The organism is Calditrichota bacterium, assembly GCA_016867835.1.
GTDB lineage: Bacteria > Electryoneota > AABM5-125-24 > Hatepunaeales > Hatepunaeaceae > VGIQ01.
The window spans coordinates 12,625-36,007 of sequence record VGIQ01000013.1 but is presented as its reverse complement, the minus strand read 5'-3'; the positions used below and the strand labels follow the sequence as shown (position 1 = coordinate 36,007).

Here is a 23,383-nt window from a genome sequence, read left to right as displayed (position 1 = left end):
TTCTTACTGATCCGGGGCCGCTTGAAAAGGGCATCGCGATCTCTACGCACTCCAGCGTTCATCGCTTTTCAGCAGTCCTCCGGAGTCATCACGACAAAACCGCCGCAGCGACCATAACCGCTTTCAGATTGCGCGGCGACTCCGGGGACGAAGACCAGATTGCCCTGGTCTTTCAAGTCGAAGACTCGGATCAGGCGTCGAGCGGCGACAAGAGCGCATCCGGAAAGCCATCCGATGCCCTCGAGCGTGCTTGGGAAGCACTCCGTCGCGACATCGACCTGACTTTGGGCTCCGGGCTGATCTCGCCGGACCTTGAAGCCTCCCTTCGCGAAACCTCCACCGCTCTCGACGGGGAACTGCATCGGTCTGCATAAGCAGGGCAAAAAAAATCGTTGGGGCGGCATTTCTGCCGCCCCACGTTAACATATCGATTCCCCCCGACCCTACGGATCTATTCGTCTCCTCCACCGCCACCGGGCCTTGTCATTCGCTTGCCTCCGGTCCGGATGGCATTGCGTTCAGCCTGTTCGGCTTGAATGACAGCCAGTTCGGCTTTCTTGCGGGCATCGCTGTTGTGACCCTGATCGGCGAGGGCGCGCGCTTCCGATAGCGCGGTGCGCGCCTTGCCGAGCAACCGCGGCGATGCCTCCTCCGCACCTGCCTCAACGGCTTTCTTGATCGCATCTTCGGCCTTCATAATGGCGTCGTCCGGCGGCTCCGAGCAGCCGATCGCACCGAAGGCAACTAATCCGGCGACCAGAGAGAGGGTCGCCCAAACGCGCAATGGGTTCATCCTATTTGCTCCCGAAACGCTGGTGATTCATTATCCCGACGTGTGTCCGGATACATTGTAATCAATCCCCACGCCGTTGTCAAGCCTTCGCCCTTAGTTCCCATTCTATTTTTCGGTGTCCTGCCACCTCGATTCCAGCAGCAATTTACGCAGGCAAAATTTGCCGCCCATCTCACTCTGGTTAAGTTATTGATATATCGCCATTAAATACAATCTTACCGGTTGGCACACGCCTTGCCAAAGGAATCGGTGGATAATAGGGACGATCGAAAAGTATGATCAAAGGTATCTACCACGCCGCCGCCGGTATGCTCCCGCGAATGAACCAGCAGGAAACCGTCGGCAACAATTTGGCGAATGTCAACACTTCGGGCTTCAAAGCCGACAAACGCTACTTCCGCACCGCGCTCAACAACCACCTGCTTCAGGGCGGCGAGCATGGCCAGCCGGTAAAACTCGGCGACAAGGAAGTGAGTCTGGTTACCGACTTCTCGCAGGGCACCTTTGCCGAAACGCGCAACGTCCTCGACGTCGCCATCAACGGCGAGGGCTTTTTCTGCATCGAGACCGGTGACAGCGTCAGTTATTCCCGCAACGGCAACTTCGCTGTCAACGGCGAAGGCGAACTGGTCAATACCAGCGGCCATCGGGTGCTCGGTCAGGAAGGCGTAATACGCATCAGCAGCGCCAATGTCGTCATCCGTGCCGAAGGCGCCGTCGTCGTCGATGGGAAGACCGTCGCCAACCTGAAGATCGCCGACTTCGAACAGCCCTACGAACTAAGCCGCAACGGGTGGGGCTATTTCGTCCCGACCACACCGCAGGACCCTACCGACGCCGCAGGCTACGAACTGCGCCAGGGCTTCCTTGAGAACTCGAACGTCGATCCCATCGTCGAAATGCTCGAAATGATCGAACTTAACCGCAACTATGAGTCGTGCCAGAAAGCCATCCAGGCACAGGACGACACCCTCCGCCTGGCTGTCAACGAGATGGCGAAGTAGGATGGCAAGGCGCAATGTCATAATTTCAGCGGCTCTTTCACACTGGATTAGACTATGATCCGTGCACTACGCTCTGCCGCTTCGGGCATGTATGCCCAGCAACTCTACATCGACACCATTGCCAACAACCTGTCGAACGTCAACACGACCGGATTTAAGCGAGCCAAGATGGAGTTCCAGGACCTGGTCTATCAGACGATCCAGGGCAGCGGCAACTCGGCCGAACTCGACGCTGTCCTGCCGACGGAACTACAAATCGGACACGGCGTCCGGCCTATCTCGATCCAGAAGTCGTTCGAACAGGGGAATATTCTGCCGACCGGCAACCCGCTCGACCTCTCCATCGACGGCGAAGGCTTCTTTCAGGTTGGAAAGCCGGATGGAACGACGGTCTATTCGCGCGACGGCTCGCTGAAGATATCCCCCGACGGCGGCATCGTCACCTCCGACGGCTACCGCATCGAACCGACCATCACCATTCCCGCGGATACGGCTCAAATCATGATCGCCCGCGACGGGACGGTCTCCATCGTCCTGATCGGTGAGACCGAGCCGCAGACCATCGGACAGATCGAACTTGCGCGGTTCATCAACCCGGCCGGTCTGCACAGCCTCGGACAGAATCTCTATAAGGAAACCGTCGCCTCCGGCCCGCCGATCCTCGGCAATCCGGGTCAGGAAGGCATGGGAATGGTGTCGCAAGGCTTCCTCGAATCGTCGAACGTCCAAATCGTCGAGGAAATGGTGGCGATGATCGTCGCCCAGCGCGCCTACGAAGTCGCATCCAAAGCCATTCGCACTGCCGAAGAGATGCTCACCATTGCCAACAACCTCAAGCGGTAGCACTTCATTGTCGAGATCGTCACAGCACCTAAAAGGTGGGTATCATCCCGCCCATTTCGACAGGAGGCTTGTCCTGCGGTCTGCGCTTGGGGCAGCTATCCTGTTTGTCGGAACCAGCATCGCCGATAACCGTGCATCGATCGAAAAGCGAGTCCATGACTACTATGCCGGACTGCTCGAAGGTCGTGTGGTCGCCTACGAAATAGACCTCCGCCGGGTGCCGGAGTTGAAGCCCGCCAGTCGTATGACCGGAGTGCGCGGTGAAGAGAACGGCACCATCCCGCGCGGCTCGCGGGTTTGCTGGATCGAGGTTGAGGAGTCGGGTCGGGAGCGCCTTCTGCCGGTTACCCTCAATGTCAAGACCGTCGAACGGGTGCCGGTCGCCGCGCTGCCCATAGAACCGCGCACCGCTCTTGGCTCTGGACATGTCCGCTGGGAAGAGCGCGCCACGACATCGCTCGGTGCCGCTCAGATTCCCTCTGCAGACGACCTGTCGATCGGCTGGTCCAAAGTCCGCATTGCCGCTGGAAGTTTGCTCACCTCGTCGAAGGTGGCTCCCCGCCCGGCGGTGATGATCGGTGAAGAGATCAGCCTCGTGCTCCGCTCCGGTGCCATCGAACTGCGGACGACCGGACGAGCCCTTGAGGATGGCCGTATCGGCGAGCGGGTTCGGGTTCGCAACCTCGAGAGCGGCGTCCGCTTGAACGCCCGCGTTACCGGACCAAAAGAGGTGGAACTGGAATGAAGCCCTTGCTAATCATCGCCATGGCATTTTCTTCGGCCCTCGCCTTCGCGCAGGAATCACTTACCCCAATACCCGCCGCCTCGACACCGGACCGGTCTGCCCGCTCGGCGCCGGCGTCGCTCTTCGCCGATCAGCGCGCCTTTCGGATCGGCGATGTCGTTACAATTCTCCTTATGGAATACACCTCCGGCTCGAACGAGGCGACCACCAATTCCGATCTTGAGCATTTGATCGAAGCGACTTCGGCCTCCTCCGGAGTCCTCAGTGCGATTCCCGGGCTCGGCCTGAAGAGCAGCCTCTCCAGCGATTCCAAAGCCAAGGGCGGCACTTCGCGCAGCGGACAGTTGCGCGGCAAGATGGCTGCCCGCGTGGTCGAAATGCTCCCCAACGGCAACCTGAAACTCGAAGGCCAGCGCAAGGTCGAAGTGAACGGCGAAGAGCAGATCACCGTCCTGACCGGGCTTGTCCGCCCGCGCGACATCCTCAGCGATAACAGCGTCTTCAGTTACTTAATCGCCGACGCCGCTATTTCCTATAAAGGCCGGGGGGTCGTCGATCAAGCCCAGAAGCCAGGTCTTATCATCAGATTTTTCAACTGGTTATTCTGATGAGTGTGAAAGATCGGAAGTCCGAAAGTGCGAAGATCCAGATTCTCGCTACGACACTTGCAGCCGTCGGAATACTGAATCTGATCGCCGTGACATGCGCCGTCGGCGCAGTGCGGATCAAGGATGTCGGGCGATTCGCCGGAGCCGAAGGCGCCCGCCTCATCGGCTACGGCCTCGTCGTCGGTCTCGAGGGCACCGGCGACAGCCCGAAAAGCCTCTTCACCAATCAGGCTCTCGCCAATATGCTCGAGCGCTTCGGCATTGCGGTCGATGGCTCGAAAGTGCGGGCCAGCAACGTCGCAGCGGTCATCGTAACCGGCGACGTCCCGGCCTTTACCCGCTCCGGAGGCCGTTTCGACGTCATCGTATCGTCGCTCGGCGATGCCAAGTCGCTCCAGGGCGGCGTCCTACTGCAGACGACCCTCTCCGACCTCGGCAACAGTGTCTATGCCATCGCCTCGGGTCCGCTATCGATCGGCGGCTTCAACATCGAAGCGGGAGCGGTCAGCGTCCGGCAGAACTATGCTGCGGTCGGACGGGTGCCGGGCGGCGGCGTCCTCGAACATGACCTCGGCACAAAAGTCTCATCCGAAGGCGGACTCACTTACACCCTGCGGCATGGCGACTTCTCAACAGCCCGGCGGCTCGCCGAAGCGGTCAACACCTTCTTCAGCGCCGACGTCGCCCGGGCCATAGACGCCGTCTCGGTGCGTCTTTTGCTGCCCGAAAACTATGCCGATCCCGACAGCCTCGTCCCCTTCATCGCGGCGCTGGAGTCAATCGAATTCGAGCCTGATCAAGCCGCGCGGGTGATCATCAACGAACGGACCGGCACCATCGTCATCGGCGAAAACGTCTCGCTCTCGACCGTTGCCGTGTCGCACGGAGCGCTTTCGATCACCATCAAGTCCACGCCGTTGGTGAGCCAGCCGCAGCCCTTCTCGCGCGGCGAGACGCGCTCCGATCAATTCCAGGAGATCAACATCGAGCAGCGTGGCACCGGCGTTGTGGTGATCCCCGGTTCGACGACGGTCGGAGATATCGCTGCGGCCCTGAACCGACTCGGAGTAACCCCCCGCGACATCATCGCGATCTTCCAGGCTTTGAAGCAGTCCGGCGCACTGCAGGCCGAGTTGGTGATCATTTAGGTTCTTCAGATCACAGTTGAGCACTATTACTGACATACGCCCCGATCCTGCCGGTTCGTCGCAGCCCCTCGATCGGGAGCGCCTGGCCAAAGCAGCGCATCATTTCGAAGCCCTCTTCATTAACCAGATGCTGCAGGTGATGAAGCGCTCGGCGATGGCACTCACCGGCGACGGTGAAGGTGTCGTAACAGGTGGATGGAACAACCCCTATCAGGAACTCTTTGACTGGCAGTTGGCCGTTCGGTTGAGCGAGAAGAGCCCGCTCGGCTTGGCCGCAGTCCTAATGAAGCATTACGATCAGCAGACTGGCAGCGAGCCGGCAGCGAACACCTCGTTGCCTTTGGTCTTGAACCGACCGGCAGTTCGTCCAGAGCGACTCGCGCCTCCCCACCTCGACGCCCTCGTCGAGCGCGCCGCGATTCGTCACGACCTCGATCCAGCGCTGGTTCGTGCCGTCATTGCGGTCGAATCTGGCGGCGATCCCAAAGCGGTTTCGCCCAAGGGCGCCAAAGGCTTGATGCAACTGATGGATACGACGGCTCGCGAATTAGGTGTCTCGGACTCGTTGAATCCAGGCCAGAATATCGAGGGAGGAGCCGCCTACCTGAAGCGTATGCTCGACCGCTACGACGGCGATCCGCGACTGGCTCTGGCGGCTTACAATGCCGGACCGGGGGCGGTAGATCGCCATGGGGGTGTGCCACCCTACCGTGAAACCGAAGATTATATCCAGAAAGTGCTCACCGCCTGGCGTCAGACCCGGACCACCCCGTCCGCGACGCCCTCATCGTCCACCCGGAGCGTGACCGAATGAAAGACCTTATCGATAGACTTATCGCCTTGATCCGTGAAGAGGAGCACGTTCTCGAGGAGTTCCTCGACTGCCTGAACCGCCAGCGCGAGGCGATCATCCAGAACCAGATGGACGCCTTCGACACCAGTGTTCGCGAGCAGGAATCGCTCATCGGCCGAATCCGGCAATTGGAAGATGGCCGTATCAAGGTGGTCAAAGAGGTTGCCGCTGCCGCCGGAACCGAAGACGACATTACTATCACCCGGCTGATCGAGTTGAACCTCGGCGAGTCGTCGGATGACCTGAAGAGCCTTAAAACGGTCCTCTCACGATTAGTGGAGAAGGTCCGCAAGGCCAACCGGGTCAATCAATACCTGATCAAGCGTTCGCTCTCCTTCATCGAGCGCAATATCGACCTCTTCATCGACGAGGGCGACACCGCCATGGTCTATCAGCCGAACGGCGCCCGACGCTCCCGCGGCACACCACATCTGATCCTCGACCGCAGGTTATAGGCGATGCCTTCGGTCAATGCCACTTTGGCGATGGCACGACGGGCGTTGCTCGCCCAACAGGCTGCCATTCAAGTTACCGGCGATAACATCGCCAATGCGGCGACTTCGGGCTATGCCCGCCGCCGGGCTGAACTGCGCGAGTCGCTGGTCATTATGGACCAGCCCGGTATCGGTTTCGGATCCGGCGTCGATATCGCTGCTGTTAGGCCGCTGCGCGACCTCTTCATCGAACAGCAAGTGCAGCGCGCCCGCGGCGACGCGGGACGATTCGCTGCGGCCGGTCAGCAGTTACGGGTGATAGAGGCCGCTGTCGGAGACCTCGGGGAAGCCGGACTGATGGGCGCACTCGACCGCTTCTTCAGCGCCTGGAACGACCTCGCACGGGACCCTGCTTCGAGCGCGCCTCGAACGATCGTTCGTGAGGCTGGACGAAGTCTCACCGACACCTTCAACGCGCTCGACCGCCGCCTGGAGGAGCAATCGCTGTTGCTCGACCGCGAGACTGCCGCCAGAATCGAGCGCCTGAACATCCTCGCCGAACAACTGGCTCGCGCCAATGTCACGGCAATTCAGGCTGGAACCGGAGATCAACTCGACGACGACCGGGTCCGGCTGCTCGACGAGATCGCCGCCTTGTCGGGCGCTACCTATCGTCTCGAGGAGGGCGGAAGCATCACCGTGCGCATCGGCAACGCAATCCTGGTTCAGGGGGAGTCGGTGCGGCGACTTGAGCAGAACTTCAGCACCGAAGGCCGGGCATCGGAAGGCTTGACTGCCAGTGGTAATGCCGTGCAGTTCACCACCGGTGAAATCGCCGGACTCTTCACCGTGCGCGAGGATGACATCGTCCAGTTACGCGAACGGCTCGACAGCATCGCGTCGTCGCTCGTCACGGCTCTCAATGACCTGCACTTCGCCGGCTACGGACTGCGCGACTCGACCGGCGTAGCGTTTTTCGATCCCTCAGCGACCGGAGCCGGCGACATCCGTCTTTCTGCCGCGGTCCTGGCCGACCATCGCGTCATTGCCGCTTCGCTTGAAGGCGATCCCGGTGACAACCGGCTCGCCCTGGCCATTGCCGACCTCGAAACCTCACCCATTTGGGATAATAGCCGCGCAACGCTCGGAGAAGGCATTCGCGAGACACTCGCCGCACTCGGCGCCCGGATCAACGATAATGAGATCTTCAACGCTGCCGCCGAAGGGGCGCTCACCCAGGCCGAAGGTTGGCGCGATTCGGTCAGCGGCGTCTCGGTCGATGAGGAAATGACCAATCTGATACGTTACGAGAACGGCTTCCGCGCCGCAGCGAAGTTGGTGAGCACCGTCGAAAAGATGCTCGACACGATCTTGGGTATGGCAGGCTAAGTCTTGATGGGTGGAAATGATCCCATCCTCCCAAGGCTCTCTGACGGGACGCCTGTTTTTCAGGAGAAATCATGCGCATAACGCAACAGGGGGTCATCCGCGGCGTCGTTGAGCAGGCTCAACGGCGGTTCGCGGCAATGTCCGAAGCCCAGCAGCAGATGACCACCGGGCGTGCCGTCGATCGCCCTTCCGATGCCCCGGCGAGCATCCCTGAAGTCCTGTCGCTGCAGAGCCGCCTGGCCGCCATTGGCCGCTTTCGTGCCAATGCTCAGGCCGCCGTCGCCGATCTGCAAGAGGGTGAGCAAGCCGTCCAACAACTGCGCGACCTCCTGACCCGGGTGCAGTCCGCTGCTCAACAAGGCGCCAACGATGCGACCGGAGAAAACGGCCGCCGCGCGCTCGCGCAGCAGATCGATACCGAACTCGAGACCCTGGCGATTCTCGCCAACGAGCGCAGCGGCACCCGTTACCGGTTTGGCAACAGCGCATCAAGCACGGCACCCTACCGGATCGAACGCGATGAAGGCGGGCGCATCACCGCCGTTTCACCGGCGGGCGAGAACCCGTTGCCGCCGACCGAGTTGCGCGTCGGCGAAGGAGAGCGGGTAACCACCGGACTATCTGCCGCCGCCGCCTTCGACCTCGACGATGAGGGCGATCAGTTTCAGATGTTGATCGCCCTGCGCGATGCCCTTCAGACCAACGATGGTGACACAGTCCGCAACGCTCTGCCCCGGATTCGAACCGCACTCGACCAGGCTTCGGATCTGACCGCGCTCGTCGGTTCACGCATCAGTCGGGCTCAGCAACTGGCGGAACGTTACTCCGACGAGAATCTTCGCGCCGCCGACCGCCTTTCCCAGTTGACCGATGTCGATGCCGTCGAAGCCATCACTCGCTTCTCCGTCGAACAATCGGCTTATGAACTGGCGCTTCGAGCGGCCTCGCGGGTCGTTCAGCCGACGTTGCTCGCATTCCTGACCTAACGTCGCCTTCGTCAGCAAAATTAGATATCTCGCAAGGTCGAGAGACCGCCAGGTAACCCCGCATTCTGCATTCTTCATTCTGCATTCTCCAGATCGCCCGACCGGGTGATCTGGCTCAGACTTGGCCATTGGTGGACTGCCTTCAGCAGCATTTTGGCCGGGATGCCGTCAGCCTGATCGTCGATCGGCGGACGGCCGCACTCGCCATCCTGATGGCAGGCCCGGAGCGGACAACAGCGATACCTATTGAGGAACTGCAGCGCCTGGTGGCGTCGTCCTCATCCCACGTTGAATTGCGGGCTGCAGCAACGGCGACTATCGCGCTTGCTGCGGGTTGCTCAGCGGGAAGTGCCATCAATCTCAACTACCACCCGCTTGCAGCGCTTCTCCTGGAGGCAATCGATGCCGGTCATAAGTTTGGCCCCCGGATCGGTTCAGTGCTAAAGAGCGAATTGCCCGACGCGGTGCTGGCGCCGCTCTTTGACCCGGCGACACGAAGCCGGTCCGATGCCTGCCACCTGAGCGATCTCTGGCTCGACTATGCTGCCGGAGACTACGACCGGAGTCGATTCCGACCGCTCGAACTGCCGGAAGAACTAATCCTCAGTTGCAACGGCTGGCTTGCAAGCGAGAGCCTCGATGAATCGAACGAGTTCATCGTCATCCTGCCCGGAGCCGGTCTCCCTGCCCGGCACTGGCCGGTCGAATCGTGGGCTTCCGTCATCGACAGCCTCGCAGTTGACCGGGACGTCGTGCTTGTCGGATCGGAGCGGGAGATCGATACCACCCGGAAGATCGTAACCCAGATCCAAACGACCAGACGACGGGTGATCGACCTCTGCGGTCGGACAGATATTGGGCTACTGGCAGCAATTCTTAAACGCGCCCGCCTCGTGATCGGCACCGACACCGGGCCACTCCACATTGCAGCGATGGTTGGGACACCGGTATTAGGCCTTTACTACGGCTCGATGTTCCACCGCCAGACCGGACCCTATGGCAACGGGCACTGGGTTCTAACGCCAGTGAACGTCACCTATCCGGTCTCCGAGTGCGAGTTGGAGCGTCATCCCGAACTCTATCGGAGACAATTGCGACCGGACGATGTAGCCGCTGCGGCATACGCTTTTCTGTCGGGACGATTTCCGGCACTGTCCGACCGGGTTCGTCTCCTGGAATCGCACCTTTCATTTGAAGGACTTGATTGGATAGATATTACAAGCCCCCGGATAGCGTTCCCCGTCTCCCTTGGAATAAGCGCTTATGCCTGAGCGATCTCTGAGCAATCGCTACGAAATTATCCCTGCCCGGAGCGGCGTCCCGACGCTGCGCATCGGCGACCTGCAGATGCATAGCGCCTACGATCCGTTTCGGGAGGCTGAACAGGCCGCCCGGAACGCTCTGAAGGACGTGCCTGAAGAAGCGCCGGTGCTGATCTTCGGGTTGGGCCTCGGCTATCTTGCCGTAGCCGTCCGGAAGATCCACTCTGGCAGACTGGTCGTAGTCGAGCCGGACGACCAACTCGTTCCGATTGTTCGCGAGCGTCGGCCCGACGCACTCGACGGCCTCCTCGTCATCCCCGGGCTTACCCCGGCCGAGACTTTGGAAAAGGCGCGACACCTACTCGGTGCCGACCCCAATGAAACCCTCCACATTGTCCGACATCCGCCTTCAGTTCATCTCCATCAGGTCTGGTTTGGCGAATTGGAACGGCTCCTGACGGCTTCGCGGCGCTCGGTTCCGGCCCGGCTTAACATTCTTGTCGTTACGCCGCTCTATGGCGGCTCGCTGCCGATTGCCCGTTACTGTGCCGCGGCGTTCGAGCGGCTCGGGCACAACGTCATCACCAGCGACAACGAACTGTTCGATCCGCTCCGGCGGCGGCACGAGGCTCTGGTGCGCGACAAGTCCCGCCGCAAGCATCTGACCGGTCTCATGACCTCCCTCGTCGCGGACGAGATGCTCACGCTTGCCTACGAGCGGGCTGTCGATTTGGTTTGGTTCGTGGCGCAATCGCCTGTGACGCCTGCCGCGCTCGCAGAACTGAAACGACTCGGCATTCCAACCGCCTTCTGGTTCGTCGAGGACTGGCAACTCTTCACCTACTGGCAGGAATGGGCGCCGCTATTCTCCTACTTCTTCACCATTCAACGGGGCCGCCTGCAAGAAGCCCTTGCCACCCGGGGTGTTCGGCGATCGAACTACCTGCCTTTGGCTGCCGATCCGACCATCCATCGGCCGCTTGAACTTTCTGAAGATGACCGTGCCATCTTCGGTAGCGACCTCTCCCATGTTGGAGCCGGCTACCGCAATCGGCGTATGCTGTTCAGCCGCTTTACGGGACTCGACTTCAAACTCTGGGGCAACGACTGGGACGGCGCCGGCGCCGTAACTCCCTTTCTGCAGCGCGGAGGTGAACGGCTCACTACCTCCGATACGGTGAAAGTTTTTAACGCCACCCGCGTCAATGTCAACCTCCACTCTTCGGCCTTTCACGACGGCGTTAATCCGGAGGGCGACTTTCTCAATCCCCGCACCTTTGAGATCGCTGCCTGCGGAGGAGCGCAACTGATCGACCAGCGGCAACTTTTACCTGACCACTTCCAACCCGGCAGGGAACTGGTCCTTTTCGGCAATGGCGACGAAATGGTATCTGAAGTAAAGGCGCTTCTAAACGATCCCGACCGACGTAAAGCAATAGCCGAGGCCGGTCGACAGAGGGTACTGGCCGAGCATACCTACGAGTTGCGTATGGCCGCCGCGCTCGAGTTCATTTTTTCCTATGAGGACGGCCCGGCATCGCATCGCCATCCCGACTCGGTCGCCTCGTTTTTGAAGGTCGCCGGCGACGACGATGAACTGCGCGCTCTCCTCGAGCCGCACCGTGATGCGGGAGCCGTTACCCTCGAGGATGTCGCCGGTCGCATTCTGTCTCAGTGCGCCCACCGCCTTTCCCGGGCTGAGACAACCTTTCTGTTAATGAACGAGTTTCGTCATTGGGCGCGAGATAAGGACCTGGCGTGAAGCGCGCGCTCGTCGTCAACATCGCCCGGATGGGCGACCTGATCCAGTCCGGTCCGTTGATTGCGGGTCTGGCGGAGAAGGGCTTCGAAGTGGCGCTCTTTCATTCCGACGCCTTCGGCGCCGTCGCGGAAATGATGCCCGGTTTGACCCGACGGATACCCTTTCCATTGGGCCGGATCGTAGCCCCACTCATCAAGCCGGGCGGACGGCTTGCCGATTGCTACCTCCCGCTGCGTCAAATGCTCGACAGTCTCCGGCGTGAGCGGTTCGATTTGGTGGTCAACGTCACCCATACCACCTACAGCGCTGCGCTTTGCAGGTTGATCGGTGGCCGTGAGACGAGCGGAGTCACGCTTGACCGGCAGGGCGAGCGGCTCGTCAAAGGCGACTGGACGGCTTACTACTTGAACAGCACCCTCTCCCGGCAGTTGAACCGGTTCCACATCGTCGATATCCATCGTCTGATCGGGGATGTTACCGAAAGCCGACCTCCCGAATTGACCGTTCCTGACGATGCTCGCCGGCGAGCCTCCGAAATGCTGAACAGTCTGGGACTAAGCGGACGCCGTCTGGTCGGCCTCGTGCCCGGCGCTTCGACGCCGGAAAAACGCTATCCGGCAGACGGCTTTGTCGCAGCGCTTCGCGATCTTGAACGCTCGACCGGAACCGGTCTCCTGATCTTCGGTTCGGAGAGCGAGCGCGACTTGACCGCCGCGATAGCCGGTGCACTTCCCAATGCCTGCGACCAGGGTGGAAAGACCGACCTTGCCACACTTGCGGCGCTGCTGGAGAGTTGCGACTTGCTTATCTCCAACGACACCGGGACGATGCACATCGCCGCGGCTGTCGGAACCCAGGTCCTTTGCGTTGTGCTCGGGAGCGCCATGGCGATGGAGACGGCGCCTTACGGCAAAGGTCATGTCGTCGTCGAGCCGGTCATCGCCTGTCATCCCTGTCTGCCGAAGCAACGTTGCGGGCATCTCGCCTGCCACGGTTATATTGCACCGGCGGCGATCGCTTCGCTTGCCGCCGGAATGCTCACGGATGGGACGTTTCCAATGCTTCCATCGTCCGGCTTTCGGGTGCGTCGGACAAGGCTTGATGAAGAGGGCTTCCTGGTTCTTGAATTGTTAGGGTCATCATCCGACCATGAACCGGAGTGGCCGGATATCCTTCGCCAGGTCTGGAAGCACTTCCTGGGAAAGCCCCCAACTTATCAAGAGCCTCCCGGTGCAGCGATTCCCTTTGCCCTGACGACCATTCCCGGACTAATGGACCTCGCACAACTGGCGGTGCGGGGGAGTGAACTTGTTGCCAAATTGCCTGACATTCAGCGTCGAAACGGCAGCCTGAACCGGTTGGAGCATATAGCCGGCGAACTGAAGTTCATCGATGATGCGGTAATCCGTCTCGGGATGCAGCATCCCCATCTCCTGCCGTTCGCCGGTCAGTTCACCGTGGCTAAAGACGGTCTGGAAGGTGAAGACTTGGAGAGACTTGCAGCCAGCACTGCCCGGCTCTATAGAAGTCTGCTCGGATGGTGTCGAATGGCGTCCGACCTTGTTTCCGGTGGGGAAAAGGGGGTGCCGTTGCCGATGCTGCCACTGGTTGGCAGGGGATTTGCGAGTTACTGATGCGGGCGGAAGTTATTGCCGGCCTGGACAATTCCTGGAGAGTGAAGGGCGGATGAACATTATTATCGACGGGCAGCCGACCGGGACGTTAGAAGCATCTGCGGCTACCTTTGGGGACATCATGAAAGCGCTGGCCGACGTCCGGCGCGATCCCGGGATCGGTATCACCCGGGTCAGACTGAATGGCACCGACATCACCGGGCGCGACTGGCGCGATTTCGTAGGGCTTCCCGCCGACCGCATCGAATCGCTCGAGATCGGCACCGGCGACGTCGCCAATATCGCCCGCGACATGCTCACCTCACTGGAAGATTTTTCCGGCCGGCTGATCACCGAGTTGGGGCAGACCGCGGAACTGCTGCGCAGCGGCAATGAAGAGCGCGCCGCGACGCTCTATGCCCGCGCCATAGACGGAATGACGCTGCTGCGCCATACTGCCGAGATGACCTTTCGCCATCTGAAGCCGGTTGGCCCGGTGAATGGCAATGGCAGTCATCACCACTTGTTCGACCGCCTTCCGGGTCTGCTCGACGAATTGATCGCCGTTCAGGAGGGAGCCGACTGGGTGCTGCTTGCTGACCTTATTGAATATGAACTGATACCGCTCTTTGAGGATCATCAACGGCTGTTCCATGAATGGCAGTCGGGAGCGGCTGGTGGCGCCCTCAACTGAGTCCGGCGCACTCGCATTTGTCCGGCGTCAACGAGACATTCTCGGACTTCAGATGGAAGCCCTGGAACGCGAAGACCTCGGTCGGGCGCAGGTTCTGCAGGGGCAGTTTCAAGCCGGGCTCGCGTCGCTCGGGCATATCATCCGGTCGGCTCGCAGTCGTGACGGTGACCGCCTGCCCGAAACGCAGGACATCCTGTCTCTAGCCGACGAAATGCGAGCCCTCACCGGAGAGGCTGAAGCCTGCCTCATACGGTCGAGAAGCCGCGCACTTGAAGTGATGGCCGAACTGCGGCGCAGCGGTGAAGCCCTCGGCCGCTACAAGTCGGGAAAGGCCGGCGAGCGGCGCGTTGAAATGGTGGGGTAAGAGTGGCTCACGGCTCAGGGCTCAAGAATTCGCTATCATACCCTGAGCCTTTAGCCTTGAGCCTTTAGCCTTGAGCCTTTAGCCCTGATGTTGGCGGACAACTGACGACTGATGACCGGCTGACCTCTAAAGTTTTGGACCCCTTTCGCCGATAAGTAGAGTGCAAGGGGTTCGGAACACAATGGAGGCAACCGAAGAATGAGCACGCGGATCAATCACAACGTTCTGTCGCTTACGGCGCAGCGGAATCTTCAGGTTACGCAGACGCAACTCGACCAGGCGGTCAACCGCCTTTCGTCGGGTCTGCGTATCAACAATGCCTGGGAAGACCCGGCCGGTCTGGCGATATCGGAACGTTTCCGCGCCCAAATCGCTTCTCTGCAGGAAGCCGAGCGTAATGCCAACTACAACATCAACCTGCTGGAGACGGCCGAAGGGGCGCTGGGCGTCATCGACGAGAAACTGGTGCGGATGCGGGCGCTTGCGGTGCAGGCGTCGAACGGAGCCCTCCTCGATGGAGACCGGGAAATCCTCGACACGGAATTCCAGGCTCTGAAGAGCGAGGTGACCCGGATCGCGAACGTCACGAACTACAACGGACTCAATCTGCTCGACGGCACCTACGCGACGGCAGATCTGAAGTTCCACATCGGCACTAACAACGTGTCGAATCAGGACTACTACACGATCAACCTGAATGCGATGGACGCCTCGTCCCTCGGCATCGGATCGCTGGTTCTGACCGACACCGCGAGTGCCCAATCGGCCATCGATACCCTCGACACGGCGATCAACTCGAAGGACACCGAGCGGACCCGTCTCGGTTCCTACGTCGAGCGGCTTCAGAATACGATTCTGAATCTGCAAGTGACGAACGAGAACGTCGTCAAGTCGGAATCGACCATTCGGGATGCCGATGTCGCTGCCGAAATGTCCAACTTCGTCCGGGCGCAAATCCTGATGCAGTCGGGCGTGGCGATGCTGTCGCAGGCCAATATGGTCCCGCGGACGGTCGCCCAGTTGATCGGCTAACCACCGGTCAGTTCACCCCGGTAGCAGCCGGGGTCACGGCGGCGGATGAGGATCGGTGCGGGGGGAACGCTACGCTTCCCCCCGCACCTTAACGCTCGACAAGGCTTGAACGCCAAGCCTGAAGGGGATTCCGGAAGCCCCACTGTGCCGCCAAGAGCATCCGTATCCGGTCTGCGGAAGCACGTTAGTCAGGGACCCGGTATGCCGGTAGGCAATATCACCGGACTCTCGTCCGGTATCGAATGGGCTGAAACGGTCAAACTGCTGATGCAGGTCGAGCGACGCCCCCTGGAAACCCTCCAGGAACGCCGCTCCACTTACAGCAACCAGTTAACCAATTGGAACTCCATCGAGTCGAAACTGAAGACCCTGCGCGCGACGGCGGAAGGCATCGACACCCCGAACGAACTGCTCATCAAGTCGGCTTCGAGTTCCGACAACACCATACTGACCGCCACCGCTTCAGCCTCAGCCATTGCCGGCACCCATTCCGTCCTGATCGACCAGGTCGCCACCAGTCATATCCTCGTTCACTCGACCGGCTGGGCTGATGCCAATAGCACCCCCGTCAACGACAGCGGCGACGACCAGACCTTTTCTTATCAATTTGGCGCCACTGCGGTGTCGGTTTCTGTGCCCGACGGTACGACGCTGACACAACTGGTGAACCTGATCAACAACGACCCCGATAATCCCGGGGTGCGCGCTTCGATACTGAATGACGGCAGCGGTGGGGCGACGGCCTATCACCTGGTTCTTACCGGTGAAGATACCGGCGAAGATAACACCATTTCGATCCTTGACACCGGCGGCAATCCGACCGACCTCGGCGACGGCGACGACTTCGATGCGTCCGAATGGGATTCCACCCAGACCGCTCAAAACGCCCGCCTTCGGGTAGATGGCTTTCCCGATCCCGGCTGGGGCTGGCCGGTCCCGTGGATAGAATCGGCATCGAATACGGTTGAAAACATCCTGCCGGGTGTAACTTTGAATCTGAAGAGCGATTCGGCGGGAGAAGCCATCGCCCTTGTGATCGCTCTCGACAAGGCATCGGTCAAGGATAAGGTGAACAACCTGATCCGCGACTTCAACGATGTGATCACGACGGTCACCAATCTGACCGCTTACAATGCCGAGACCAAGGTTGCCGGCCCGCTGGCCGGCGATTCGCTCGCTCGAAGTCTAAAGCAGCAACTAACCGCGCTTGTCGCGGCCAATATCCCCGGGACGACGGAAGACGATACCTACCGGAGTTTGGGACAGATCGGGATTTCGATTGGAACGGGCGGAAGGTTAGCGCTTGATGCAAAGAAGTTTGAAGCCGCCCTCGATGCTGATGCGACCGCCGTCGCCCGGCTTTTGGCTTTCGACGCCACCTCATCGAGCGGCTTCGTCAGTGTCGCAGGTAACAATTACGCGACCCAAGGGGGAGAGTATGCTTTTACCATCTCTTACGACGCCGATGGTAAGATCGACTCCGGCGGGACCAACGCCATCGGCGGCGAGGATGGAAATATCCACGGCAACAGCCTCCTGGCGGGTAAGACTGGGAGTGCCGTCGAAGGCTTGCTCCTTCTTCTGACCAATCCGGGAGACGGACCTTCCAGCATTAGCGGGACGGTGCGGGTCTATAAGGGACTGTCATCGCTTCTTGCGGAGAAGATCGAAGGCCTTACCGACGACCTCGACGGAAGACTTAAGTATAACCGCGACCGAATCAACGACACAATCAAGAGCCTCGACTCCCGCATCGAAAGTTGGGAGGCGCGCCTGAAACGGATTGAAGAAAACTACAACCGCCGGTTTCAAGTGATGGAGTCGTTGGTGGGGCAGTTGCGGTCTCAAAGTAACTATCTTAACGCCGCACTGAGCGGCTAAAACGGCTCAATGCCTTAATTTGTCGTATATTGATGACTACCTACAATCCCTATCAGCGCTACAATCAGGTGCGCTACGACACTGCCGACCAGGGCGCTCTCATTCTGGCTTCGTATGACGCCGCGATCCGGTTCTGTCGGGCGGCTGCTGAGTGCATAGCCAAAGGCGACAAGGTCGCGCGGGGTAAATGGCTCGCACGAGCCTTCGACATCGTCGGCGAGCTTCGCTCGTCGCTGCGACCCGACGCCGGTGGCGAAGTGGCGGCGGCTCTGGGTGAAGCCTATGCCTATATTGAACGTCAGATCACGCTAGCAAATGTCGGCAACACCAGTGAGCCGCTCGACATGGCAATCAAACTGCTCGAAGACTTGCGCGAGACCTGGCGGGAGGTGGTCCGTCAGAACCGCCAGCAGGCTACTCCTGCAGCGGCCTTAGTTTCATAGGAGACGCTGATGAAAATCGATCCCCAACATCCCCTTCGCGGCGTCGCACCGGCTGCACCGGCACGCCCGGTTGAGAAAGCAGCACCCAAAGAGCGCTTTCCGCTTGCCTCTCAGGAAGCCTTCGATCGCGCTGAGATCAATCGTCAGGCAGAAGCCGATGCCCGCGCCCTTAACGGCACCAAACTGATCTATGAAGCCCTGCCCGATGTTCGCCGGGACAAAGTTGACGCCGCTCGAGCACGACTTAAGAGTGGATTTTACGACCAATCTGAGGTCCGAGCCGAAACCGCGCGACGTCTGGCGCAGGATCCCGAGAGTCATCCAATACCGCCGCTCACCACGGAAGAAGTTGCCGGACTGCGCCAGCGCTTGGCTTCCGGTTACTATGACCAACCTGAAGTCCGCGAGCAGATCGCCAAAGGTCTGATCGAGAATGCGGGAAAATTTGAGCGCGAGGCCTAAATTGCCCGCCGTCACACTTGACTTTAACAGTGTGGACTATATTGATTTTTGAAATAGTCGTTTCCTGAAGGCGGATTGAACCGGCCTCCAGCGGCGGGGCTCATCGAACGATTGAAACATTGAAATGGGGATAGAAATGATCTGGCTATGGGGGTGGAGAACCCGGATCGGTCTGATGCGAGTGCGCATTGCTGTGCTGCAGGTCTTGATCCGGCTGCGTTTGATAGAACGCTCGGCAGGCGCGCATCTGGTCGCACCGCCGCGAAGCGAGCCGGAAAGACTGGTCTAAACGAAACGCGACGCCTCGTGAAGGCGTCGCGTTTCGTTTGGGTCTAACCTGTTTTGCTACTTCAGCAGTGTCGCCTTACGGACGAGGCGTCGGGAGGGGGTCACCAGTTGCACCAGATAAAGCCCTGCCGGTGCATCCCCAGCCTTCCACATCGCCCGCCCCAACCCGGGTCCGCCCGCGCCTTCCTCCAATACCTTTATCCTGCGTCCACTTAGGTCATAGACCGCAAGGGAATACCTCCCCTCCAACGGGTGTCCAAATTCGATTGTTAGTGCAGCATTGAAGGGATTGGGGTGGATCCTCAGCAATTCCAACGTCTCGGGAAGATTTGCTTCAGAACTGGCTGCCTCGATTACCGTAAAGCCATCTGAAACATAGACGACATCCGTCTCGATGCGGTGATTGTTCCCGGATGCGGTCATTATCACGACCTCCAGAGGCTCCCCCTCCCGCGCTCCATCGACTTCCGCCGTAGCCGGGTCGTCGCCCCGGACAGCGATGCCGCATCTGCCGTTACGCATTACTGCCGCACCTACGAGACGGCCGTCACGAGTCTGAACTGCCGCCTCGCCAACTATGGCTGGATCGGTCAGGAGTAACAGGCTCATGTCATGGCCGGTGGCAGAAGGACGCTCAAAGAGGCAGGGTGCCGCCTCGATGCGGACGATTTCCAACCCTCCGGCTTGCGCCTGATTCCCGCCTCCCCAAACCAGTTCGGCATCCTCGGACACCTTCAGAGCATACCCCTGACCTTCGCGCAGGTTGCCCATCGAACTGAAGTTCCAAGCCGGCGCATAGAAATTGCCGTCGCCGTCTTTGGCGATGATAAGCGCTTCGCCAAGCCCGCCGAGGGCCCGCATCGGGTCTAGGGCACGGCGTGGGTAGTAACTGACCAGTTGCCAGCCTTGGGCAAGGGGAATCGGCTCGCCGGAAGGAATCGTCACCCCGGTCAGACTAACCCTTCCTGGCCGGAGCATCCGCACCCGGTAGCCTTCGGACCCGTTCCAACCGGGGATATTGTTGAAGTCGCGACCTGGCGAATAGAACCGGCCGGCGCCATCCTTCACCAGTGCGAGTGTCCCGGCTTCTACCAAAGGCGCGAAGATAGCCCGGATATCATCCTCGTCGGGTGTCAGGTTGACCGAAACGAGGTTCCATCCGAAACGGAGATCGACTCGCCGTTCGGCACGGACCGGGCCCTCGGTAACTTCCAACTCGTAGGGAACAGTCGTCTCGCCCGGAAAGGCATTATGGGTAATAAATATCTCACCTTCATAGACGCCGTTCGACAGGTTTCGGGCATCGAAAGTGAGGATGACTTCCGCTTCTTCACCGCCTTCAATGACGCCTCCTCCCGGTTCGATCCACGCCCAGTCGCGCCTCGCATCTACCTGCCAGACGTCGATCCGGTCGTTGGCGCCGTCATTGGCGAGGTGCAGCAGGACGACCGAATAGGCGTCGTAGTCGAGGCTGAATTGTATGCCTCCCGCGGATCCGACGGCTCGCTCAGCAATATCGACCACCCGCAAGGTCTCGGCGTTCGCCGGATTCATCTTGAAAAGGACCGCCGGATGATTGCCGTCGGGGGTGTTCATCACATAGAGCGGAAATCCGTCGGGGTCGCCGCGCCAGTAACTGATGCCATATAGTCGCAAGCCGTTACGCCTTAGATCGGCGCGGCGGTTGCCTTCGCGGTCATAGCCAATCATATCCTGGGTCAGCCCGGCGACCCAGATCAAGCCTCGCTCCTCGTCCCAGGCGACCGCCGAGATGGGGTTGATCGGCGTATTGAAGCGCACTTCGATTTCGCCGTCGGGCGTCATGCCAAAGACAACCCGTTCGTCGCCTCCCCAGAGCCGTTCTCCGTCCCATTCAAGATCCCGCATACCGGTTGCGGTCAAGCCGGGCTGATTGAATTGCCGCACCAGTTCACGCTGCCGGTTAAACACATAGATGATATTAGTGTTGGCATCGGCGGATCCGGAGACATAATAGAATTCGCCGTCGAACGCCACGCCCTGCAGGCGGGAATCGCGCGTCAATTCACCGGCCGGCAGCGTTTCGCGACGCTCCCAAGGCGCGACGTTAAACTCCTCACGCAGGCGGGTTTCGCCCCGCCACTCGACCGGATGGTTGCCGGGATTCGATATACTAAATGCTACAAAGGTCGTATCGCCGCTGTTGGCAGCCGCGGAGAGCATTCGGTCGGGCGCCGTGAAGATCGAGCGGCGAAGTTCGACATCGACCGCGAGCGTCTCGTCTTCAGCCAGTTCAAGGCCCTCAATGACCGCTTCGGCGAACCACTCCTTCGTGGCAGTCAATCTGAAGCGTCCGATGCGGGCGGGAGCGATGACGAATCGTCCGTCGTCGTCGGTTACGGCACTTTGGCGCAGGGTTGAAATTATCCGAACTCCAGCGACCGGATCGCCGGTCAGGAGGTCGGTAACCCGACCGACGAGGTGCCCGTAGATGGGGATGGCGGCCGGATCGTAGTGGAAGCCGAGGTCAGCGGTGCCGTCGTCGCCGGCGAGGTCAGTGCGGGTGGTGAAATTGGCAACCCCGAGGCCATCTGCCCCACCCGACCCGGCGTCGATGCAGCCGCTTTCGGGATCGAGGTAATAGTCTCCGCTTCCCCAGAGTGGCGGCCGGCCTTCGACGAACTGCGGTTCGACATCGATGATTCCTTCGCCGGCTTCGACATTGCCGGCATCGTCGAGGCCGCCCTCGACGTTACTGAAGGCGATCGTGATCAACCCCGACCGGTCTTCCTGGCCGAAGACGTGGTTGCCGCCCTGCTCGGCGCTGTTGCCCTGAAAAATGCAGTCGGAAATTTGCGGGTTGGCATTCGACCCGGCATAGATGGCGCCTCCCAGACCGGTGGCGCGGTTTTCGACAAAGGTGCAGAAATCGAAGGTCGATATACCGCGCACCGACGACGTCACCGCGCCGCCGTCGATCCCCGCGCTGTTGCCTTGAAAAAGACATCTTTGGAACCGACCTGCGGCATCGGAGTTGGTGATGACCGCGCCGCCGAACCGCACTGCCCGGTTGCCGAGGAATTGGCAGTCCGCTGCTCCGACTGCGGAGTTTACAGTGGCATAGATTGCCGCACCCGACCCGGCGGCCACATTTTCCTCAAATAGCGAACTCCCAACCGTCCCCCGCGATGTCGCAAGAAGCAGTAGTGCCGCGCCCTGCGTTCCACCGGCGGATCTTTGATTCCGGGTAAAGATGCAATCGGAGATCGAGAAACCTTCGCTGCCGCTCAGTTGCACCGCTCCATCGGTGAACCGGGTGAAGGTCAAGCCAACGATATGGATCGGGACGTCTTGCACCGTCAAGCCGCGCAGCGCATCGGCGCCTTCGCCGTCGAAGATCGTCTCGAGTGGACCATCCGTCGAGAGGAGCGTCAACGCTTCCGCAATGCCGACGTTGACGTTGCCATCCCCCCGATATTCCCCCGGCGCGACGAGGATCGTGTCACCCGCATCGGCGGCTTCGACGGCAGCGCGGAGCGTCCCGGCGTCGTCGGGCAGGTTGATAATGCGCGCATGAATGTTAGAGGCGGCAGCCAGCAAAGAGAGCGCAACCAGCGTGGGGCTAAGTCTGAACATCTTGATTCTCCTGATGCTCCGGGATGGATGGTAAGGGGAAGCTTCCATCCTTATAAGATAGGGCATGGAGGGTCAGTTGTCAAACAGGGTGGTGCGGTCGGTCGTTATTCCAACGTAACCTTGCGGATCTTCTCAACCTGACCACCGAAGAACCTGTTCAGCCGGGCCTCCGATCGGGGCGCCAGGTCGGTGAAGAGGCATTCGATCCCGCCGTTGCCGTGAGTGCGCAAGAGGCCTTCGCGCAGGAGGATTTCGCGGACGACTCCGGCGGTCGTCCCGGCTGAATCGACCAGTCGGACGTCATCTCCGACCGCCGACTGGATCGCGCTTTTCAGAAGCGGATAGTGGGTGCAGCCGAGGATCAGCGTGTCAATCTTGTTTCGCTTCAAGGGCGATAGGTAGTACCGGGCGGCTTGTCGTGCCAGTTCCGAGTCGCCCAGTCCCTCCTCAGCCAGCGGCACAAAGAGCGGACAGGCAATGCTGCGCAGGACGACGTCGGGACGGAGCGCCTTGAGGCGGGATTGATAGGCCTGCGACGCAATTGTTGAGGGCGTCCCGAGGATCCCTATCCGGCCCTTGACGGTCGTCTTTAATCCCGCTTCCACGCCCGGTTCGATCACGCCGATCAGCGGAACGCTCAGCATCTCGCGAAGGCGCGGCAAAGCCACCGCAGAGACGGTGTTGCATGCCACCACGACGGCTTTGACGCCTTGCTCCAAGAGATACATGGTGCACTCGAGCGCATAGCGCCGGATCACCGTCGGTGATTTCGTCCCGTAAGGAACGCGGGCGGTGTCGCCGAGGTAGAGCAAACGCTCGGCCGGCAGTAGTTGCCGGATTGCCGCAGCGACGGTGAGTCCGCCGATACCGGAATCGAAGATGCCAATCATCGGGGCTTATGGCTCAAGGCTTATGTCCTGTAGCTGGACGCTGTGTTCTCTTGCGTCTCGTATGAGAGAGAATAATGGATGGGTTCTGCCAATATCAAGTGGTGCAGTCTATTGTTGCCGTTCCTGGAGGGCGGACGTTCCTGTCCGCCCTGATGAGAAGTTCCTATTAGGCAGGGCGGACAAGAATGTCCGCCCTCTAAGTCAACTCTTTTCTGCACGATCATTTATGCTGATTACTCGCCACGGCGTTCAAAGTCAAAACCTTAAGCCTTAA

At 60.2% G+C, this 23,383-nt stretch carries 21 protein-coding genes; 18 read left to right on the top strand and 3 right to left on the bottom strand.

Annotated features, from left to right (window positions below; genetic code table 11):
- Positions 1 to 451: 451 nt before the first annotated feature.
- Positions 452 to 793, bottom strand: coding sequence for a DUF4398 domain-containing protein (locus tag FJY67_02820; GenBank protein ID MBM3328390.1), 342 nt, complete (start codon positions 791 to 793; stop codon positions 452 to 454).
- 275 nt (positions 794 to 1,068) lie between these two features.
- Here FJY67_02820 and flgF point away from each other — a divergent pair, with 275 nt between their 5' ends.
- From flgF to FJY67_02730, 18 genes are all read left to right on the top strand, one after another.
- A complete protein-coding gene (flgF, locus tag FJY67_02815; GenBank protein MBM3328389.1) occupies positions 1,069 to 1,797 on the top strand; it encodes a flagellar basal-body rod protein FlgF in 729 nt (242 codons plus the stop codon).
- 54 nt (positions 1,798 to 1,851) lie between these two features.
- Positions 1,852 to 2,640 carry a flagellar basal-body rod protein FlgG gene (gene flgG, locus FJY67_02810; GenBank protein ID MBM3328388.1) on the top strand — a complete coding sequence of 263 codons (789 nt, stop codon included), beginning with the start codon at positions 1,852 to 1,854 and terminating at the stop codon, positions 2,638 to 2,640.
- Between the two features lie 7 nt (positions 2,641 to 2,647).
- The gene (gene flgA / locus FJY67_02805) at positions 2,648 to 3,385 is read left to right on the top strand and encodes a flagellar basal body P-ring formation protein FlgA (GenBank protein MBM3328387.1); all 738 of its coding nucleotides are present in this window, start codon (positions 2,648 to 2,650) and stop codon (positions 3,383 to 3,385) included.
- Positions 3,382 to 3,993, top strand: coding sequence for a flagellar basal body L-ring protein FlgH (locus FJY67_02800; protein ID MBM3328386.1), 612 nt, complete (start codon positions 3,382 to 3,384; stop codon positions 3,991 to 3,993). Before flgA ends, FJY67_02800 begins: the two co-directional genes overlap by 4 nt.
- Positions 3,993 to 5,141, top strand: coding sequence for a flagellar basal body P-ring protein FlgI (locus FJY67_02795; GenBank protein ID MBM3328385.1), 1,149 nt, complete (start codon positions 3,993 to 3,995; stop codon positions 5,139 to 5,141). The genes FJY67_02800 and FJY67_02795 overlap by 1 nt, the downstream gene beginning before the upstream one ends.
- Positions 5,142 to 5,268: 127 nt before the next feature.
- On the top strand, positions 5,269 to 5,955 hold the full coding sequence (locus tag FJY67_02790) for a lytic transglycosylase domain-containing protein (protein MBM3328384.1): 687 nt from the start codon (positions 5,269 to 5,271) through the stop codon (positions 5,953 to 5,955).
- A complete protein-coding gene (locus FJY67_02785) occupies positions 5,952 to 6,449 on the top strand; it encodes a flagellar protein FlgN (GenBank protein MBM3328383.1) in 498 nt (165 codons plus the stop codon). Before FJY67_02790 ends, FJY67_02785 begins: the two co-directional genes overlap by 4 nt.
- Positions 6,450 to 6,452: 3 nt before the next feature.
- Complete coding sequence (flgK, locus tag FJY67_02780) at positions 6,453 to 7,817, top strand: flagellar hook-associated protein FlgK (protein ID MBM3328382.1); 1,365 nt, start codon at positions 6,453 to 6,455, stop codon at positions 7,815 to 7,817.
- Between the two features lie 71 nt (positions 7,818 to 7,888).
- Positions 7,889 to 8,803, top strand: a complete 915-nt coding sequence (locus FJY67_02775) for a hypothetical protein (GenBank protein MBM3328381.1) — start codon at positions 7,889 to 7,891, stop codon at positions 8,801 to 8,803.
- Positions 8,804 to 8,931: 128 nt separating this feature from the next.
- A complete protein-coding gene (locus FJY67_02770) occupies positions 8,932 to 10,074 on the top strand; it encodes a glycosyltransferase family 9 protein (GenBank protein MBM3328380.1) in 1,143 nt (380 codons plus the stop codon).
- Positions 10,067 to 11,827, top strand: a complete 1,761-nt coding sequence (locus tag FJY67_02765) for a glycosyltransferase (protein ID MBM3328379.1) — start codon at positions 10,067 to 10,069, stop codon at positions 11,825 to 11,827. The genes FJY67_02770 and FJY67_02765 overlap by 8 nt, the downstream gene beginning before the upstream one ends.
- Positions 11,824 to 13,461, top strand: a complete 1,638-nt coding sequence (locus FJY67_02760; GenBank protein ID MBM3328378.1) for a glycosyltransferase family 9 protein — start codon at positions 11,824 to 11,826, stop codon at positions 13,459 to 13,461. The genes FJY67_02765 and FJY67_02760 overlap by 4 nt, the downstream gene beginning before the upstream one ends.
- A 52-nt stretch (positions 13,462 to 13,513) precedes the next feature.
- Entirely contained in the window at positions 13,514 to 14,134 is a 621-nt protein-coding gene (locus FJY67_02755) for a hypothetical protein (GenBank protein MBM3328377.1), read from the top strand.
- A complete protein-coding gene (locus FJY67_02750; protein ID MBM3328376.1) occupies positions 14,118 to 14,498 on the top strand; it encodes a hypothetical protein in 381 nt (126 codons plus the stop codon). Before FJY67_02755 ends, FJY67_02750 begins: the two co-directional genes overlap by 17 nt.
- 198 nt (positions 14,499 to 14,696) lie before the next feature.
- The gene (locus FJY67_02745; protein ID MBM3328375.1) at positions 14,697 to 15,530 is read left to right on the top strand and encodes a flagellin; all 834 of its coding nucleotides are present in this window, start codon (positions 14,697 to 14,699) and stop codon (positions 15,528 to 15,530) included.
- 45 nt (positions 15,531 to 15,575) lie between these two features.
- Positions 15,576 to 17,411, top strand: a complete 1,836-nt coding sequence (locus tag FJY67_02740; GenBank protein MBM3328374.1) for a hypothetical protein — start codon at positions 15,576 to 15,578, stop codon at positions 17,409 to 17,411.
- Between the two features lie 29 nt (positions 17,412 to 17,440).
- Positions 17,441 to 17,854: a flagellar export chaperone FliS gene (gene fliS / locus FJY67_02735; GenBank protein ID MBM3328373.1), complete on the top strand. Its 414-nt coding sequence runs from the start codon at positions 17,441 to 17,443 to the stop codon at positions 17,852 to 17,854.
- A 9-nt stretch (positions 17,855 to 17,863) separates the two neighbouring features.
- The gene (locus FJY67_02730; GenBank protein ID MBM3328372.1) at positions 17,864 to 18,316 is read left to right on the top strand and encodes a hypothetical protein; all 453 of its coding nucleotides are present in this window, start codon (positions 17,864 to 17,866) and stop codon (positions 18,314 to 18,316) included.
- A 345-nt stretch (positions 18,317 to 18,661) separates the two neighbouring features.
- Here the strand turns inward: FJY67_02730 and FJY67_02725 are convergent, their stop codons facing one another.
- Positions 18,662 to 22,285 carry a hypothetical protein gene (locus tag FJY67_02725; protein MBM3328371.1) on the bottom strand — a complete coding sequence of 1,208 codons (3,624 nt, stop codon included), beginning with the start codon at positions 22,283 to 22,285 and terminating at the stop codon, positions 18,662 to 18,664.
- A 38-nt stretch (positions 22,286 to 22,323) separates the two neighbouring features.
- Positions 22,324 to 23,109, bottom strand: a complete 786-nt coding sequence (locus FJY67_02720; GenBank protein ID MBM3328370.1) for a glutamate racemase — start codon at positions 23,107 to 23,109, stop codon at positions 22,324 to 22,326.
- Positions 23,110 to 23,383 lie beyond the last annotated feature (274 nt).

Bases quoted from the DNA above. Each gene is read 5' to 3' on its own strand.
- FJY67_02820 (MBM3328390.1), bottom strand. From the start codon at position 793: ATGAACCCATTGCGCGTTTGGGCGACCCTCTCTCTGGTCGCCGGATTA.
- flgF (MBM3328389.1), top strand. From the start codon at position 1,069: ATGATCAAAGGTATCTACCACGCCGCCGCCGGTATGCTCCCGCGAATG.
- flgG (MBM3328388.1), top strand. From the start codon at position 1,852: ATGATCCGTGCACTACGCTCTGCCGCTTCGGGCATGTATGCCCAGCAA.
- FJY67_02800 (MBM3328386.1), top strand. From the start codon at position 3,382: ATGAAGCCCTTGCTAATCATCGCCATGGCATTTTCTTCGGCCCTCGCC.
- FJY67_02795 (MBM3328385.1), top strand. From the start codon at position 3,993: ATGAGTGTGAAAGATCGGAAGTCCGAAAGTGCGAAGATCCAGATTCTC.
- FJY67_02790 (MBM3328384.1), top strand. From the start codon at position 5,269: ATGCTGCAGGTGATGAAGCGCTCGGCGATGGCACTCACCGGCGACGGT.
- FJY67_02785 (MBM3328383.1), top strand. From the start codon at position 5,952: ATGAAAGACCTTATCGATAGACTTATCGCCTTGATCCGTGAAGAGGAG.
- flgK (MBM3328382.1), top strand. From the start codon at position 6,453: ATGCCTTCGGTCAATGCCACTTTGGCGATGGCACGACGGGCGTTGCTC.
- FJY67_02775 (MBM3328381.1), top strand. From the start codon at position 7,889: ATGCGCATAACGCAACAGGGGGTCATCCGCGGCGTCGTTGAGCAGGCT.
- FJY67_02765 (MBM3328379.1), top strand. From the start codon at position 10,067: ATGCCTGAGCGATCTCTGAGCAATCGCTACGAAATTATCCCTGCCCGG.
- FJY67_02755 (MBM3328377.1), top strand. From the start codon at position 13,514: ATGAACATTATTATCGACGGGCAGCCGACCGGGACGTTAGAAGCATCT.
- FJY67_02745 (MBM3328375.1), top strand. From the start codon at position 14,697: ATGAGCACGCGGATCAATCACAACGTTCTGTCGCTTACGGCGCAGCGG.
- FJY67_02740 (MBM3328374.1), top strand. From the start codon at position 15,576: ATGAGGATCGGTGCGGGGGGAACGCTACGCTTCCCCCCGCACCTTAAC.
- FJY67_02730 (MBM3328372.1), top strand. From the start codon at position 17,864: ATGAAAATCGATCCCCAACATCCCCTTCGCGGCGTCGCACCGGCTGCA.
- FJY67_02725 (MBM3328371.1), bottom strand. From the start codon at position 22,285: ATGCCCTATCTTATAAGGATGGAAGCTTCCCCTTACCATCCATCCCGG.
- FJY67_02720 (MBM3328370.1), bottom strand. From the start codon at position 23,109: ATGATTGGCATCTTCGATTCCGGTATCGGCGGACTCACCGTCGCTGCG.